Raw genomic sequence first — 14,563 nt, 5'->3', positions numbered from 1 at the left:
AATAGTAAATTTTAAAGAACTACTAAATCAAGTTTTTGTTTACCTAATCTTTCATTACCATTTTCAGTTACTAGATAAGTTTCTCCTAGATTCATAGCTAATTGATTTTCTGAGTCCATTAGTATCATGTGCATAAAGAAGACGTTGCCTGGTGTGATGACATAAGGATTGCCGGTGTATAGCATTGGCCAGTCCATCCAATTTGGGGAAAAGGTTGAACCTAGAGAGTAACCACATGCATTCATTCTAGCTGCATTAAAACCCAAATCATCAAATGTTTTTGCATGTATGTCAAAAACATCCCCAGCAGTTTTGCCAGTAACAAGATTTTTTTCACAATTAGTTAAAGCTTCAAGGCATGCTTCATGCATTTTTATGTGTTTTGGATCTGCTTTACCTATTGGTATTGTTCTAAACATTGCTGAATGGTAGTGTCTAAAAGCTCCTGCCCACTCAATGCTTAGTTGGTCGGTATTAGATAAAATTCTTTTTTCTGCCTGATATCTACAAAGTAAAGCATTGTGACCTGATCCTATTATATATTCATTAGCTGGATAATCACCACCACCTTCTAAAACAACTCTTTGCATTTCTGCTAAAATTTTTGCTTCACTTTGACCAGCTTTTGTATATTTCCAAGCCTCATCTAGAGCCTTGTCAGCTAATTCTGCAGCCCTTTTTATATAAATAATTTCTTCATTAGATTTAATAACTCTATGTTTTGTAATTAACTCTGATTGATCTTCAATTTCACAATAATTTTCTAAAGATTTATTTAATCTTAAAGCATTGCGACCAGTCATTCCATAAGCTTCATATTCGATACCAATTTTTTTACCTTTTAAACTTAACTCATCTAAAATCAACTTGAGGTTATTTGTTGGATTAGAATTATCTTTATCAACCCAAATTCTAATATCTTCAATGTTTGAAGTATTTTGAGCCTGTCTTAAATCAGGTGCTCTAGTTAAAAGAATAATATTTCCCTTTTGATCTAATACTAAAGTTTGAAAAAAAACATAACCAAAAGTATCATATCCAGTAAGCCAGTACATAGACTCTTGTCTAAACATTAGAAGAGCATCTAAATTTTGCTCCTTCATAGATTTCAAAATATTAGATTTTCTTTTTTGAAACTCTTCCTTGGTAAAATGTAATGCCATTAATAAATAATAGCTTTTGCTGATCCCAATTTATCTATTTTTCCTGTGTAAAGACCTTTACCCATAATTGGCACAACACCAACTGTAGAACCAGTAAAAACATAGAAATCTTTATTGAGATTAATTTTATCTTTTTTGAGTTTGTTAAGTACAAAACGAAGTGAATTTAAAGGGTTTATATAAACTGTATTTGTGTTGCCAGAAACACTTTGATTTACTTTTTTATTTGAAATAACTGTTTTGAGGTTTCCAATTTTAATTTTTTTGTACTTTTTCTTTTGTCCAATTAAAAACTTAACATTTGCACCAAAATCACTACACAAATCACCAAATGATGTAATTCCTTTTTTTCTTTGCCTATAACCTACTACTTCAATACAAGGAGCCATATGAGAAATAAATTTTGGAATATTTTTCATTGTAATTGATCCTTTGGATAAGAAGAAATTTTTTTTAACTAAATAACAAACCTCTAGCTCAATACCTAAAGTAGATTTGTTAATTTTTACTTTTTTTCCATTTTTTAAAAAATTTCTTTTGTAAACTGAAGCATAAAATGGTTCTTTTTCTTTTAATTTTTTAATTAAAGGAATTCCAGTCCCTGCAGCTTTAAATCCTATTATTGGGTCAGAAATTTTACTTTCACAAAGTTTTCTTAATTTTTCAGCTTCACTTAGTTTTTTTGTATATTTTGAGGGAAGAGGAGCAATTATCTTATTATTAACAAATGCATTAACTAATTTATCTGCTGTTTTTTCTAATAAGGTTTTTTTCACTATTGAATGTTTAATATAGTTGCAGGATCTAGTCTAGCACCAAACCAATTAAGCCTTACATCAAGATGAGGTCCAGTTGATCTACCTGATGAACCAACAGTTGCAATAATATCTCCTTTTTTAACATGATCACCTACATTTACAAAAATTTTATCCATATGCATGTATAGAGTAGAAATTCCATGACCATGATCAAATATTAAAGTAGCACCCGTATAAAATAAATCTTTTTCTGCTAAAGTAACAATACCACTATTCATTGCTTTAATAGGAGTACCTTTTTTTTGGGCAAAATCTAAACCATAGTGTGGCCATTTAGGTATTCCATTTAAAATTCTTTGACTACCATAAACGCCAGTAATTATTGCATCATCAACTGGCAAAATAAACTTTTCTCTAAAAAACTGTAAGTCACTCTCAATCTCTCTTGCATCAGCTATTAATTTATTTTCTTTTTTTATTCTTGCATAAAATTCTTCTGGTGGTGTAACTTTTTTTTTAGGCAATCCTTCAATTCTTTGAATATCGTATTTTCTCTTTTTAATCTTTTTTACAATATTTTTATTATTTTCAGTTATTGTAATGTCTAATTTTCTATCTTTTCCAATACCAAAAGCAAAATAACCATCCTTTGAAATTTTAATTCTTTTTTTATCTAATAAAACTGAATTACCAGGGTCAGTTTTTCCAATGATGAAATGACCTTGAATAAATTTCCCCTGGAATTCTAATGCAAAAGATTGAGTTGAAAAAAAAATTGCTATGATAATCAGCAATCTAAACATTATTGAGCTGTCCAACCACCATCTATTATTATAGATGTTCCTGTAATCATTGATGAGGCAGAAGAAGCTAAAAAACAAACACTTGTTGCAATATCACTTTCTGTTGCAAGCTTTTTCATTGGTATGTTACCTAGGGCTAGTTTTTTAAAATCTTTATTCTTAAAAAATCTTTTGACCATTGGTGTAGCAACAAAAGTAGGGGCTACTGTATTTACTCTAATGTTTTTTTTTGCAAGCTCCACACCCATGCCTTTTGTTAAACCCTCAATACCAAATTTTGTCATATTATAAACATTTCTACCTGCCATTCCAACATGACCAAGTTGAGAAGACATATTAATAATTGATCCACCTCTTTTTTTATTCTTTAGCATTTTTTTAACGACTAATTGAGCAACATTAAAAGCTGCTTTAAGGTTTAAGTCTACTAAGTAGTTCATACTCTCTTGTTTAACTTTTTCAAAAGGTTCTGGAATATTTGTTCCAGCGTTATTAACTAAAATATCTATGATTTTAATTTTATCTAGTTTATTTTTTAAATCATTATAGTTCATTATATCACAATTAATTTTAACAACCTTACCTTTGATTTTTTTTATTTCTTTTTCTAGCTTATCAAGGTCAGATTTCGTTCTACTTAATGCAATCACTATTGCTCCAGCTTCAGCAAGTGCAATTGAGCAAGCTCTTCCAAGTCCTTTGCCAGCACCAGTAACTAATGCATATTTGTTTTTAAGGTTTATTTTTTGTAAGTACATTTAAATAAATATTTTTAAATCAGTATAGATCAATTCTATTGCTACAACTAATATTGCAATTAAACCAATCCAGGCTATCCATTTGTATTCATTAATCCATCTTGATATTACGGTAGCAGCTGTTGCCATAAGAATTATCGATAAAGCCAAACCAAATATTAATAATACATAGTGGTCACCTGCAGCACCAGCCACACCCAAAACATTATCAAGACTCATTGTAAAATCAGCAAGCAAAACTGTCCATATAGCTTTCATAAAACTTGAATTATCTACTTTAATGTCCTCATTATCTGACTGACCTTTAATCACATCTATATAGAGTTTGTAGACTATATAAAGAAGAAGTAATCCACCTATCAATCTTAATCCTGTTATTTGTAATAAATAGGCAGTTAACATGGTTAAGATAATTCTTAAAATAACTGCACCACCAATTCCCCAAAAGATCACTTTTTTTCTTTGTTCTGCTGGAAATTTAGAAGCAACCATTCCAATAATAATTGCATTATCACCTGCTAATACTAAGTCTATAAAAATAATTTGGCTTAAAATAACGAGCTGTTCAGCTCCAAATAATTCTGAAAACATTAGCTGTTTAATATCATATCCGCACCTTTTTCTGCAATCATTATTGTTGGGGCGTTTGTATTACCTGATGTGATGCTAGGCATAATAGAAGCATCAATTACTCTTAAATTTTTAATACCTCTAACTTTTAATTTTTCATCAACTACTGCCATATCATCTTGACCCATTTTGCAAGTTCCAACAGGGTGAAAAATAGTTTGTGCATAGTTTGATGCTTCTTTAACTAACTCTTCATCATCATTAATATTTATCCCTGGTCTATACTCTTCAGGTGTATATTTCTTAAATGTTTCTGATTCTAATATAATTTTTCTTGTTAGCTTAAGCCCTTTTGCTGCAACCATTCTGTCATGATCAGTTGATAAATAATTTTGTTTAATTTTTGCATAAGTTCTTGAGTCTTTATCAACTATACTTACGTGACCTCTACTTGTGGGTCTAATATTTGAAACAGTAGGGGTGAATGCATGAAAATCATGATTTTTAGTTGCACCTAAGGTATCCATACTCATCGGTTGAACGTGCCATTGTAAATCAGGAAGCTCTAAAGAGGGATCGCTTTTAGCAAACATACAAAGTTGGCTAGCACCCATTGTCATTGGACCGCTACGATTAAATACATATTCTAACCCAATCATTAAATTACCAAATAAACTATTAATTTTCTTATTAAGAGACTTAAGTCCATGTACTTTATAAATTGGTCTTAACATTAAATGATCATGTAGATTTTCTCCAACCCCGTTTAGATTTTGAACCAAATCAATACCTAGATTTTTTAGTTTATCTAGATTACCAATTCCTGATACTTGTAAAATTTGAGGTGAACCAATTGCTCCAGCAGATATAATGATTTCTCTATTCGCTTTTACTTTTTTTAATTCATCATCATGCCAAAACTCAACCTCTTTAGCAGTCCTGTTATCAAAATTTATTTTTTTAATATGTGCTTTTGTAATAATCTTTAAATTTTTTCTATGTTTAATTGGATTTAAATATCCAACCGATGTACTACATCTAAATCCATCTTTCTGAGTAACTTGAAAATAACCACAACCATGATTATCACCTGTGTTAAAATCTTTTGTTTTAGGAATACCAAATTCTTCTGCTGCATTTTGAAACTCATCTAAAAGAGGAAGATGTATTCTTTGATCAGAAACGGATAAGGGTCCATTTACTCCATGAAACTCACTTTTGCCTCTTTCTTGGTTTTCTGCTCTTATAAAATATGGCAAAACATCATCCCATCCCCAACCAGTATTTCCTGATTGTCTCCAAATATCATAATCTCGATGTTGTCCTCTTATATATAAAAGACCATTGATTGATGAGCTTCCACCTAAAGTTTTCCCCCTTGGATATCTTATAGATATATTATTCATACTTTTGTCTGGCTCAGTTCGATAACACCAATCAGTATTAGGGTTGTGCATCGTTTTAAAATAACCAACTGGAATATGGATCCATGGATTATTATCTTTCCCACCAGCTTCTAAAAGTAATACTTTATGGTTCGGATTTTCAGATAATCTATTAGCTATTACACAGCCTGCGGATCCTGCTCCAAGTATAATATAATCAAAATTTTCCATTAGATTAGAACATTTATAATGCGTTAAATTTAAAATTCCAGTGTTACCAGTGTTAATAGAGGGGGAATTTAAGATATTAGCTCTTGTTTTAGATTTATTTATTTGAAAAGGTTTCTTTTTTATAAAAAACACAACAAGAGGGAAATATATAATATGAAAAAAATCTTATCATTAGTAGTAGGAACTCTTCTTTTAACAGTTATGACTGTTTCAGGAGCAAATTCTGCACAAACTCTTAAGTGTCAAACTGTAATTAGTGCAAAAGCTGATGAAGTGAAAATGTTAAAAGATTTCACTGACACGGTTACTGAACTAACACAGGGATCACTTAAGTTCGAAATTATGCCAGCTGGTTCAGTAGTTGGTGTTAAAGAAACTTTAGATGCAGTTGATAAAGGACTAATCGATTGTGGTTTTGCTTGGACTCACTATTGGTCAGGCGATCACCCAGCAGCAATGTTATTTGGTTCTCCAGTAGCAGGTGCAGGTGTTGGTATAGATAACATCGCATTTTTATCTTGGTTCCAATATGGTGGTGGTAAAGAGCTTTATGACCAATTATGGACTGAAATGGGAAGAGACATTAAAGGTTTTATGTTACAACCAGTAGGCCCTGAAGCATTGGGTTGGTTCAAAGAGCCAATCAATAGCATGGCTGACTTTAGAAAGTACAAGTTCAGAACTCCTCCAGGAATTCCAGGACAAACTTATAAAGATATCGGTGTAGCTTCTGTTGCTATGGGTGGTGGAGATATTCTACCAGCTCTTGAAGCAGGAACAATTGATGCTGCTGAATGGTGTTGTCCTAAGCCGGATATGACATTTGGTTTTCAGAAAGTTCTAAAACATTACTACCTACAAGGTCTTCACCAAGTAGTAGTAAATGCTGACTTCTACATTACAGGCTCTAAATACAAAAAGATGTCTGCAATTGAGAAAAAAGCTTTAGAAGTTGCTGCGAATGCATCTCTATCAAAATCAATGAGTTACAGAATATATGAAAATGGAAAAGCTCTTGCTGAGTTAACTGGAAAACATGGTGTAATTTTACATGATACTCCAGCTGACTATTTCCCAGCATATATGGCTGCAGCAAAAGCAGCTTTAGAAAAAAATGCGGCTAAGAACCCATTCTTTGCTAAAGTATGGCAGTCTCAAAAAGACTTTGCTGACATAGCTGTACCATTCTGGTCTGGATCTCAAATGTCAAATGCTAAGCTTGGAATGGCTCACGCAGAAACATTAAAGTAGTATCTAGATAAAAGATAATTACAATTGAAGCGGGCTTAACGGTCCGCTTCTTTTTTTTAGAGAATTTATTTATGCCAAGAAATCACGATTCCCAAAAACCAAAAGAAGAAATTAATCCTATAAAGCTTGATATTTCAGATGAAATGATTGCTGAAAGAAGAGGTGGACCAGGTCCAATGCCTAAAGATATGCCAAAATGGATGGCATTAACTATTACAAAAATTGATTTAGCTAATAAATATATTGGTAATGTAGTCTGCTGGATTACGATACCTTTAATATTTGCAATGGTTTATGAAGTTTTAGCTAGAAAGCTATTTAATGCACCAACAATGTGGGCATATGACATGAGTAGGTTTTTATATGGTGCTTTATTTATGTTAGGAGCAGGTTATGCATTGTCTAAGGGTGTTCATATAAGGGCAGACTTTTTATACAGAAATTTTAAAACTAAAACCCAAGGTAAAATTGATTTCTGGTTATATTTGATATTTTATTTTCCAGGTCTAAGCGTATTTCTTTATATGTCGACGATTTTTTTACAAGAATCTATCATGAGAGGTGAGAAGGGAATGGACACAGCATGGATGCCTTTTATGTGGCCAATCAAATCATGTTTATGGTTAGGAATAATATTTTTAATTGTGCAAGGTATTTCAGAGTTATTTAAAAGTTATTGGGCAGCCACAAAAGGTAAGTGGCCGGGAGGAGAGGAGTAATGTTAGCAGAATTTATGGACCCAGCTATTCTAGGGTTTATCCTTATAGGTGTGATGTTATTTTCTATTTTTGTAGGCTTTCCAATTTCATTTACCTTAATATTTTTAGGGTTTTTCTTTGGTTATCTAGGATTTGGTAAATTAGTATTTTATTTGATGACCTTGCAGTTTTCAATGGTCATGACTGAACAAACTTTAGCTGCCGTACCACTCTTTGTATTTATGGGAATTATGATGGAACAAGCTGGTTTGATGGAAAGGCTATTTTCAGCATTTCAACTAATGTTAGCTAAAGTTAGAGGATCTTTATATTACGCAGTATTATTTGTTTCAGTAGTTTTTGCTGCAGCAACTGGAATTGTTGGTGCTTCAGTTACAATTCTAGGAATTATGGCGGCAAAATCTATGAATAAATCTGGTTATAATGTAAGGCTGGCTGCTGGTACAATTACAGCAGGTGGTACATTGGGTATTTTAATTCCACCAAGTATTATGTTGGTCGTAATGGGACCTATTATGGAAATTCCTGTTACAGATTTATTTGCAGCTGCAATTATTCCAGGAATTTTATTAGCAACTCTTTATGCTGCTTATACAACAATCAGATGTTGGATTGATCCAAGTTTAGGACCAGTTTTACCTCCAGAATTAAGAGCAACAAGTATAAAAGCTGTTTGGATTGAATTCTTTTTAGGCCTAGTTCCACCAGCTGCACTAGTTTTTGCTGCATTGGGAAGTATTTTATTTGGCTTTGCAACACCGACAGAAGCAGCTGGTTGTGGAGCAATGGGTTCATTGCTTTTAGCATTAGCGTATAGAAAACTAACTCTTAGAAAATTACAAGATGCATTAGTAAAAACTTTAGAAATTTCTGCTTTGATAATGGTTTTAGTTGCAGCATCTAATTTTTTTGGAGCAGTTTTTTCAAGGTTAGGAACCCCAATGCTTCTGACTGAGTTTTTACTAAGCTTAGAAATGAACAGATATTTAATTTTAGCAATGATAATGGCTATGATTTTTTTATTAGGTTGGCCTTTAGAATGGGTACCTATCGTTATGATTATTGTTCCAATTATTTTACCATTAGTTGAGGCTTTAGGATTTAACTTAACTTGGTTTGCAATTTTAGTTGCAGTAAATCTCCAAACCGCCTGGCTATCACCACCGGTCGCTTTATCAGCCTATTTCTTAAAAGGTGTTGTTCCAGAATGGGATTTAAAAGATATTTATTATGGAATGATGCAATTTATGGTAATTCAAGTAATTGGATTAATTCTAATTATTGTATTTCCTCAGATTGCCTTATGGCTCCCCAGCTATCTATATGGACAGTAGAATTTATTAGTTTAATATTAAATATGTGAATCAAATCAAAACAAAAAAAAACCTTATTAATTGGGAGTTAGTCTCAGTAAATCCAAATGATAAAAATTGGGATTGGAAAGATTTATTTTGTTATTGGGGATGTAACATTCAAAGTGTAATTGGATTTTCATTAATAGCATCACTATATTTAGTTTATGAATTAAATATTTTGGTTGTTTTGTTAGGTACATTAATAGCCTCTATTCTTGTTTATTTTTTCGCAAATCTAATTGGAAAACCATCACAAAAATATGGATTACCATTTCCAGTAATTTTAAGAAGTTCTTTTGGAATTAAAGGAGCAAAATACTTTGGTTTCTTTAGAGGTTTGGTCGGTATTTTTATGTTTGGTATACAAACTTATTTTTTATCTAGATTAATTAGTTTTTTAATAAGAATCTTAATTTTTTCTTTCGATAGTAATCTTTTAGGTCATGATTTTTTTTTAATGTTTCTTTTAGGATTAAATATTATTGATTGGGTTGCGTTCTTTGTAGCTATTTTTTTACAAGCTTTTTTGTTTAGTAAAAGTCATCAATTTAATAGATCTATTATAAAGTTTTCAGCAATAACCGTATATTTAGGAATGTTTATATTTTTTTTAACAGTATTTCTTTATGATGTTAAAGTTACTTTCTCAGCTTTTATAGATATTTTTTCAATTAATAATTTATTTGATAAAAATAATATAATTCCATTAGTTACAGTAGCTGGTACAGTTTTTGCTTATTATTCAATTGTAATAGTAAGTTTTGGTGATTTTAGCAGGTATGTTAAAAATGATAATGAATTAAAAAATGGAAACTTAAGTTTGATCCTAAATTTATTATTATTTTCTTTTTTTGCTGTATTTATCGTTATTGGTGCTGATATTTTTTTGAATAAAAATTTAGAAAATATGGAAAGAATTTTGACAAATCCAACTGATATAATTGGAAAAATAGACAACACAGAATTAACCATATTAGTTTTATTTTTTATAATTTTTTCATCAGTATCTACAAATTTAATAGCAAATTACGTCCCAACACAAAATATACTACTAAACATTATGCCAACGAAGCTCAATTTAAGAACTTCAGCAGCCGTTATTGCTATTTTAGGTTTTGTTATTGGTATTTTTTGGTTGCCTCTTTTAAGTCAAATTGGAATTTTAGCTTTCATAGATACTTTTGCTGCATTTTTTGGACCTCTATTCGGAATTATGGTTATTGATTATTATTTAATTAAAAAAAAAAATTTAGATAATAAAGATATTTTTTCTTTGGAAAATAATAGTTTATATTTTTATACTAATGGCTGGCATGTCAAAGCAATCTATTCATTAGTTTTAGGTTTTATTTTTGCAGCTTCAACAATTTGGAACGAGAGTTTAATGACTTACCATTCTTTCGCTTGGATTATTGGTGCCTTTATCTCTTCATTGACTTACTACTTGCTAGCTATTAAATAATCTTATGCATCAATTTGACCTAAAGAATAAAACAGCAATTATTACAGGAGGTGCACAAGGTTTTGGCCTGGATATTGCTAAACGCTTTTTAAACTCTGGTGCAAAATCTATCATTTGGGATATTGATGAAAAAGAATTAGAAAAAGCTGTCAAAATAATAGATAATCCAAATCTTTCATATAATGTTGTTGATGTTTCCAACTTTAAAAATGTTAAAGAAACTGTGGATGAAATAGCAGAATCCTCAAATATTGATATTTTAATCAATAACGCAGGTATTACTGGATCAACATCTTCTCTTTGGAATTATGATGTAGATGAGTGGAATAAAATTGTTCAAATTAATTTGATGGGAACTTTTAATTGCTGTAAATGTGTGGTGCCCCACATGATTAAAAATAATTATGGCAGAATTGTTAATGTTGCTTCTGTTGCTGGAAAAGATGGTAATGCAAATGCAAGCGCTTATAGCTCAGCTAAAGCAGGAGCCATTGGATTGACTAAATCATTAGGCAAAGAATTGGCTGATAAAAATATTGCAGTTAATGCAGTGACACCAGCAGGTGCTAAGACTAGAATTTTAGATCAAATGTCAAAAGAGCACGTAGCTAGAATGCTTTCAAAAGTACCAAGGGGTAGATTTTTAGAAATAGACGAATTCACGTCGTTAATCTGTTGGCTTTCATCAGAGGAAAATTCATTTTCAACTGCTGCAGTTTTTGACATTAGTGGTGGTAGATCTACTTATTAAGTACTGTTTTGATTGCTTTTATATCAATTTTATTTTCTTTAGAGATTACGGGAGCCAACAAAATTATTGACCAATAAATTAGAAGAAAAAATATTGAAATTGATTTCATTTTTTTTTTATAATCTTCAATACTGATCTTAGAATGTTTAAAATATGTTCAAATGTTGTTTTTTAATAATTAATAGCTATACATCCCTTTAATGAAAAATTTTTTATTTATAATAATATTTGCTTTATCCATACTCTCCAATGACGTTTTTGCCGAAAAGACTATAGTTTTTGATTTTACAGAGGAAGAGTTTAAAACATTAAAAGTTAAAAAGATTAAAGGGGAAACAACATGGACTTTAGGTGCTAATGAAAATGGCAATTTTATTAAAGCAGAGGCACAAGGAAAGGGATCAGGCCTAGGCAAAGAGATTAAAATTAATCTATTAAAAACTCCTTTTATTAATATAACCTGGAAAGTTGAGAGAGATCTACCTGGAATTATAGAAAATAATAAAAAGGGGCATGATTATGCTGCTAGGGTGTTTGTTATAAAAAAAACAGGATCTACGCCTTTATCCAACAGGGCTATAAATTACGTATTTTCAAGTAATAATGATGTAGGGAAAAATTGGCCAAGTCCATATACAAAAAAGTCAATTGATTTTGTATTATCTTCAACAAAAAACAATCTTAATAACTGGGTGACTGTTAAAGCCAATGTTAAGGAACATTTTATGAAATTTCATGATATAGATGTTACAGAAATTTCTGGAATTGCAATAATGACAGATACAGATAACTCAAAATTAAATGCTGTATCTTATTATCAGGATATTTATTTTTCGGCGAAATAGGAATTATCTAATTATTTTTTTAAGACCCTTACTCAAGAGAGATAAAATAATAGCAACAATAACATCTTCGATCCGAGTAGCATCGGGTACACCAAAATTTAAACAATTACACTAATTAACCAAATTAAATAAACTTTTATTAAGAATATTATGTCTTAGTTTAGTGTTAAATAATAATTTTTTTGCTAATATATAATGATGCATGAAAACTTTTATCATAAACTTAAAGTTTACTATGAGGACACAGACGCAGGTGGTGTTGTATATTATGCCAATTATTTGAAATTTCTTGAAAGGGCTAGAACTGAAGCTTTAGTTACTTTAGGTTTTAATAATAGAAAAATTAAAAAAGATTTTGGAGCTTTAATAATAGTTAAGTCATGTAATATTGAATATAAAATTTCAGCTTATCTTGAAGATGAGTTAAATATTAGATCTTTTGTTAAATCTATTACAAAAACATCTTTTATTATGGATCAATTTATTTCAAGAGGAGAAGATTTATTAGTTGAAGCAAAAGTACATTTAGTTTTTGTTAACAGCAAAGGTAAACCCATTAAAATACCCAGTTCATTGTTCCAGGATTTTAAGCCTTACTTTTGTGACAGTATTAAGATTTAGATTATTTTTTTTGCAATCTTAAGCAAGTTTATCATTTTTTTACTATCAATAACTTTGGTATTAACATTTCGTGGACTAGGATGGTAGCAAGGAATTAAAAATTTCCCATCAGGTAATTTATATCTAGCACCATGTTTAAATATAAATTTTTGATGAATCTTAAAATTTCTTTTATAAAACTTAATACAATTATCAAATGCAATTTTGCCTAAGGTTATTATAACTTTTAATTTTTTTAAATTTTGAATTTCATTATTAAAATAATTTGAGCAGTTATCTAGCTCTACCTTTAATGGTTTATCACCAGGAGGAACACATTTTAGTATATTGGTAATATAGGTACTGTAAATTTTAAGACCATCCTTAATATGTGTAGATGTAGGTAGATTGGATATCCCCGTTTTATAAAGGCAACTAAATAAAAAATCTCCAGACTTATCTCCAGTGAATGCTCTTCCAGTTCTTGTACCGCCATGTGCGGCTGGTGCTAAACCAATAATCATTAATTTTGCATTAATATCTCCGAACCCAGTCACAGGTTTTCCCCAATAAACCTCTGATATGTTATGCTTCCTTTTTTTGACTGAAATTATTTTACTAAATTTTATTAACCTAGGACATTTTTTACATTTAATTATTGTATTATTTAATTTCTTAAATTTAAGAGTCATAACGATTAGAACTATATTTTATTATTAAAAAATATAGAATAATTATATGTCATCAAAAAAAGCAATGAAGTTAGCTCAAAAACAAGCTTTTGCTAAACATAGAAGCAATATTACAAATACAAAATTTGGATCAAAAAAAATAAATTTTATTATTAAGTCTAATAAAATTAGCAATACAAAGAAAAAATCTTAACTCTCTTTCTCAAAAACCTCTACATTTTTACATGTTGATACTTTTCTCAGACCTTCTTCATTATTAATTACAGTTTTAATTTTTATCACTAGATTATTTTTTTCAAAAACTAATTGAGTATAAAATTGTGGATAACCAACTTTATCTGTCAAAAATAAGTTATTATCTTCATAAATAAATTTTTCTATAGAGTTTTCTTTTTTAATACTTAAATCTGTTAATTTAAGTTTTTTATAAGTTTTATTGTCATAAACAAAATTTCTTGTCATTAAAGATTTATTAAAATCTAAGATATACTCATTCTTAACAAAACTATGCATAAGGTTTTTGCACCCAGTTAAATGCATTACTTCAGAATAAACTGTTGTTTGAAAACCAATAAATAAAAAATAAAAAATAAAAAATTTAATGTTAAAATTATTTCTTTTCATTTTTATCTGTATAAAAAAGTGTAATTAAAAAAATAATTGTCCAAATAAATACTGCAACATTTTTTATTAATGATACTTCAGAGCCCCATATATCTAAAAATAGGGCACCAACTATTATTCCAATTATATAAATTATAGTAAAAATAATTGATTTATTCATTTTATTAAATTTTTTTTGAAAAGAGAGATACCATTTTCTATTTTATGTTTATATGAATCTTTAAAACTCTCTAATTGCCAGCCAGTCAGCCTTTTTTGAATATGGGTTAAATTATCATTTTTCCACTGATTACTAGTGCTTTCTTGTTTCCATTTTTTTTTTTCTTCATTGTTTCTTCCACATCCATAACAGAAGCCTGTTTGAGGATCTGTTTTGCATATACTTATACAGGGTGAAATAATCATATTTTTTAAATTATCAGTAAATATATTTGATTATTAATATATTTAATAATTATTGTCATTGGACAAATGATAGCAATAATATATAAAACCATTTAAATTCTGGGCGAATGGCGGAATTGGTAGACGCGCTGGTCTTAGGAACCAGTATTGAAAGATGTGAAGGTTCGAGTCCTTTTTCGCCTACCAGAAAC

The 14,563-nt window shown here is 29.9% G+C and carries 18 protein-coding genes and 1 tRNA gene; 9 read left to right on the top strand and 10 right to left on the bottom strand.

Annotated features, from left to right (window positions below; all coding sequences use genetic code 11):
* Positions 1-11: 11 nt before the first annotated feature.
* The 6 genes from VP91_RS06500 to VP91_RS06475 are packed head-to-tail and all read right to left on the bottom strand — an operon-like array spanning position 12 to position 5,668.
* On the bottom strand, positions 12-1,163 hold the full coding sequence (locus VP91_RS06500; RefSeq protein WP_169036633.1) for a M24 family metallopeptidase: 1,152 nt from the start codon (positions 1,161-1,163) through the stop codon (positions 12-14).
* A complete protein-coding gene (locus VP91_RS06495) occupies positions 1,163-1,939 on the bottom strand; it encodes a fumarylacetoacetate hydrolase (protein WP_169036632.1) in 777 nt (258 codons plus the stop codon). Before VP91_RS06495 ends, VP91_RS06500 begins: the two co-directional genes overlap by 1 nt.
* Positions 1,939-2,724 (bottom strand): M23 family metallopeptidase, encoded by a 786-nt coding sequence (locus VP91_RS06490; protein WP_248289236.1) that lies wholly within the window; start codon positions 2,722-2,724, stop codon positions 1,939-1,941. The genes VP91_RS06495 and VP91_RS06490 overlap by 1 nt, the downstream gene beginning before the upstream one ends.
* Entirely contained in the window at positions 2,724-3,482 is a 759-nt protein-coding gene (locus VP91_RS06485) for an SDR family NAD(P)-dependent oxidoreductase (RefSeq protein ID WP_169036630.1), read from the bottom strand. The genes VP91_RS06490 and VP91_RS06485 overlap by 1 nt, the downstream gene beginning before the upstream one ends.
* A complete protein-coding gene (locus VP91_RS06480) occupies positions 3,483-4,073 on the bottom strand; it encodes a TerC family protein (RefSeq protein WP_169036629.1) in 591 nt (196 codons plus the stop codon).
* On the bottom strand, positions 4,073-5,668 hold the full coding sequence (locus tag VP91_RS06475) for a GMC family oxidoreductase (protein ID WP_169036628.1): 1,596 nt from the start codon (positions 5,666-5,668) through the stop codon (positions 4,073-4,075). The genes VP91_RS06480 and VP91_RS06475 overlap by 1 nt, the downstream gene beginning before the upstream one ends.
* 153 nt (positions 5,669-5,821) lie before the next feature.
* Between VP91_RS06475 and VP91_RS06470 the strand changes: the two genes are divergently transcribed.
* The 7 genes from VP91_RS06470 to VP91_RS06440 all read left to right on the top strand — a co-directional run bounded on the left by VP91_RS06470 (position 5,822) and on the right by VP91_RS06440 (position 12,672).
* On the top strand, positions 5,822-6,919 hold the full coding sequence (locus VP91_RS06470; RefSeq protein ID WP_169036627.1) for a TRAP transporter substrate-binding protein: 1,098 nt from the start codon (positions 5,822-5,824) through the stop codon (positions 6,917-6,919).
* Positions 6,920-6,990: 71 nt separating this feature from the next.
* Positions 6,991-7,638: a TRAP transporter small permease subunit gene (locus VP91_RS06465; protein WP_169036626.1), complete on the top strand. Its 648-nt coding sequence runs from the start codon at positions 6,991-6,993 to the stop codon at positions 7,636-7,638.
* Positions 7,638-8,972: a TRAP transporter large permease gene (locus VP91_RS06460; protein ID WP_211181520.1), complete on the top strand. Its 1,335-nt coding sequence runs from the start codon at positions 7,638-7,640 to the stop codon at positions 8,970-8,972. Before VP91_RS06465 ends, VP91_RS06460 begins: the two co-directional genes overlap by 1 nt.
* Positions 8,973-8,997: 25 nt before the next feature.
* Positions 8,998-10,455, top strand: a complete 1,458-nt coding sequence (locus tag VP91_RS06455) for a cytosine permease (RefSeq protein ID WP_169036625.1) — start codon at positions 8,998-9,000, stop codon at positions 10,453-10,455.
* Between the two features lie 4 nt (positions 10,456-10,459).
* Positions 10,460-11,206 (top strand): SDR family NAD(P)-dependent oxidoreductase, encoded by a 747-nt coding sequence (locus VP91_RS06450; RefSeq protein ID WP_169036624.1) that lies wholly within the window; start codon positions 10,460-10,462, stop codon positions 11,204-11,206.
* Between the two features lie 200 nt (positions 11,207-11,406).
* Positions 11,407-12,051, top strand: coding sequence for a DUF3047 domain-containing protein (locus VP91_RS06445; protein WP_169036623.1), 645 nt, complete (start codon positions 11,407-11,409; stop codon positions 12,049-12,051).
* A gap of 195 nt (positions 12,052-12,246) precedes the next feature.
* Positions 12,247-12,672 carry a YbgC/FadM family acyl-CoA thioesterase gene (locus tag VP91_RS06440; protein ID WP_248289235.1) on the top strand — a complete coding sequence of 142 codons (426 nt, stop codon included), beginning with the start codon at positions 12,247-12,249 and terminating at the stop codon, positions 12,670-12,672.
* On the opposite strand, the gene VP91_RS06435 is transcribed toward VP91_RS06440, so the two are convergent.
* Positions 12,669-13,343, bottom strand: a complete 675-nt coding sequence (locus VP91_RS06435; RefSeq protein ID WP_169036622.1) for a uracil-DNA glycosylase — start codon at positions 13,341-13,343, stop codon at positions 12,669-12,671. The two genes, VP91_RS06440 and VP91_RS06435, sit on opposite strands and share 4 nt — an antisense overlap.
* Positions 13,344-13,389: 46 nt before the next feature.
* Here VP91_RS06435 and VP91_RS06430 point away from each other — a divergent pair, with 46 nt between their 5' ends.
* Complete coding sequence (locus VP91_RS06430; RefSeq protein ID WP_169036621.1) at positions 13,390-13,536, top strand: hypothetical protein; 147 nt, start codon at positions 13,390-13,392, stop codon at positions 13,534-13,536.
* Here VP91_RS06430 and VP91_RS06425 read toward each other — a convergent pair.
* Genes VP91_RS06425 through VP91_RS06415 form a run of 3 tightly spaced genes read right to left on the bottom strand, consistent with a single transcriptional unit; the run spans position 13,533 to position 14,372 of the window.
* Positions 13,533-13,967, bottom strand: a complete 435-nt coding sequence (locus VP91_RS06425) for a hypothetical protein (protein WP_169036620.1) — start codon at positions 13,965-13,967, stop codon at positions 13,533-13,535. The two genes, VP91_RS06430 and VP91_RS06425, sit on opposite strands and share 4 nt — an antisense overlap.
* Positions 13,954-14,127 (bottom strand): hypothetical protein, encoded by a 174-nt coding sequence (locus tag VP91_RS06420; protein WP_169036619.1) that lies wholly within the window; start codon positions 14,125-14,127, stop codon positions 13,954-13,956. Before VP91_RS06420 ends, VP91_RS06425 begins: the two co-directional genes overlap by 14 nt.
* A complete protein-coding gene (locus VP91_RS06415) occupies positions 14,124-14,372 on the bottom strand; it encodes a DUF1289 domain-containing protein (protein WP_169036618.1) in 249 nt (82 codons plus the stop codon). The genes VP91_RS06420 and VP91_RS06415 overlap by 4 nt, the downstream gene beginning before the upstream one ends.
* 101 nt (positions 14,373-14,473) lie before the next feature.
* Between VP91_RS06415 and VP91_RS06410 the strand changes: the two genes are divergently transcribed.
* Positions 14,474-14,558, top strand: a tRNA-Leu gene (locus VP91_RS06410).
* Positions 14,559-14,563 lie beyond the last annotated feature (5 nt).

The sequence above is a fragment of the Candidatus Pelagibacter communis genome, assembly GCF_012932795.1.
Taxonomy (GTDB): domain Bacteria; phylum Pseudomonadota; class Alphaproteobacteria; order Pelagibacterales; family Pelagibacteraceae; genus Pelagibacter; species Pelagibacter ubique_S.
This window is presented reverse-complemented; position numbering and strand designations above follow the sequence as displayed.

Excerpts from the sequence above, each read along its gene's own strand:
- VP91_RS06500 (WP_169036633.1), bottom strand. The coding sequence starts at position 1,163 with ATGGCATTACATTTTACCAAGGAAGAGTTTCAAAAAAGAAAATCTAAT.
- VP91_RS06490 (WP_248289236.1), bottom strand. The coding sequence starts at position 2,724 with ATGTTTAGATTGCTGATTATCATAGCAATTTTTTTTTCAACTCAATCT.
- VP91_RS06485 (WP_169036630.1), bottom strand. The coding sequence starts at position 3,482 with ATGTACTTACAAAAAATAAACCTTAAAAACAAATATGCATTAGTTACT.
- VP91_RS06480 (WP_169036629.1), bottom strand. The coding sequence starts at position 4,073 with ATGTTTTCAGAATTATTTGGAGCTGAACAGCTCGTTATTTTAAGCCAA.
- VP91_RS06475 (WP_169036628.1), bottom strand. The coding sequence starts at position 5,668 with ATGGAAAATTTTGATTATATTATACTTGGAGCAGGATCCGCAGGCTGT.
- VP91_RS06470 (WP_169036627.1), top strand. The coding sequence starts at position 5,822 with ATGAAAAAAATCTTATCATTAGTAGTAGGAACTCTTCTTTTAACAGTT.
- VP91_RS06465 (WP_169036626.1), top strand. The coding sequence starts at position 6,991 with ATGCCAAGAAATCACGATTCCCAAAAACCAAAAGAAGAAATTAATCCT.
- VP91_RS06460 (WP_211181520.1), top strand. The coding sequence starts at position 7,638 with ATGTTAGCAGAATTTATGGACCCAGCTATTCTAGGGTTTATCCTTATA.
- VP91_RS06450 (WP_169036624.1), top strand. The coding sequence starts at position 10,460 with ATGCATCAATTTGACCTAAAGAATAAAACAGCAATTATTACAGGAGGT.
- VP91_RS06445 (WP_169036623.1), top strand. The coding sequence starts at position 11,407 with ATGAAAAATTTTTTATTTATAATAATATTTGCTTTATCCATACTCTCC.
- VP91_RS06440 (WP_248289235.1), top strand. The coding sequence starts at position 12,247 with ATGATGCATGAAAACTTTTATCATAAACTTAAAGTTTACTATGAGGAC.
- VP91_RS06435 (WP_169036622.1), bottom strand. The coding sequence starts at position 13,343 with ATGACTCTTAAATTTAAGAAATTAAATAATACAATAATTAAATGTAAA.
- VP91_RS06430 (WP_169036621.1), top strand. The coding sequence starts at position 13,390 with ATGTCATCAAAAAAAGCAATGAAGTTAGCTCAAAAACAAGCTTTTGCT.
- VP91_RS06425 (WP_169036620.1), bottom strand. The coding sequence starts at position 13,967 with ATGAAAAGAAATAATTTTAACATTAAATTTTTTATTTTTTATTTTTTA.
- VP91_RS06420 (WP_169036619.1), bottom strand. The coding sequence starts at position 14,127 with ATGAATAAATCAATTATTTTTACTATAATTTATATAATTGGAATAATA.
- VP91_RS06415 (WP_169036618.1), bottom strand. The coding sequence starts at position 14,372 with ATGATTATTTCACCCTGTATAAGTATATGCAAAACAGATCCTCAAACA.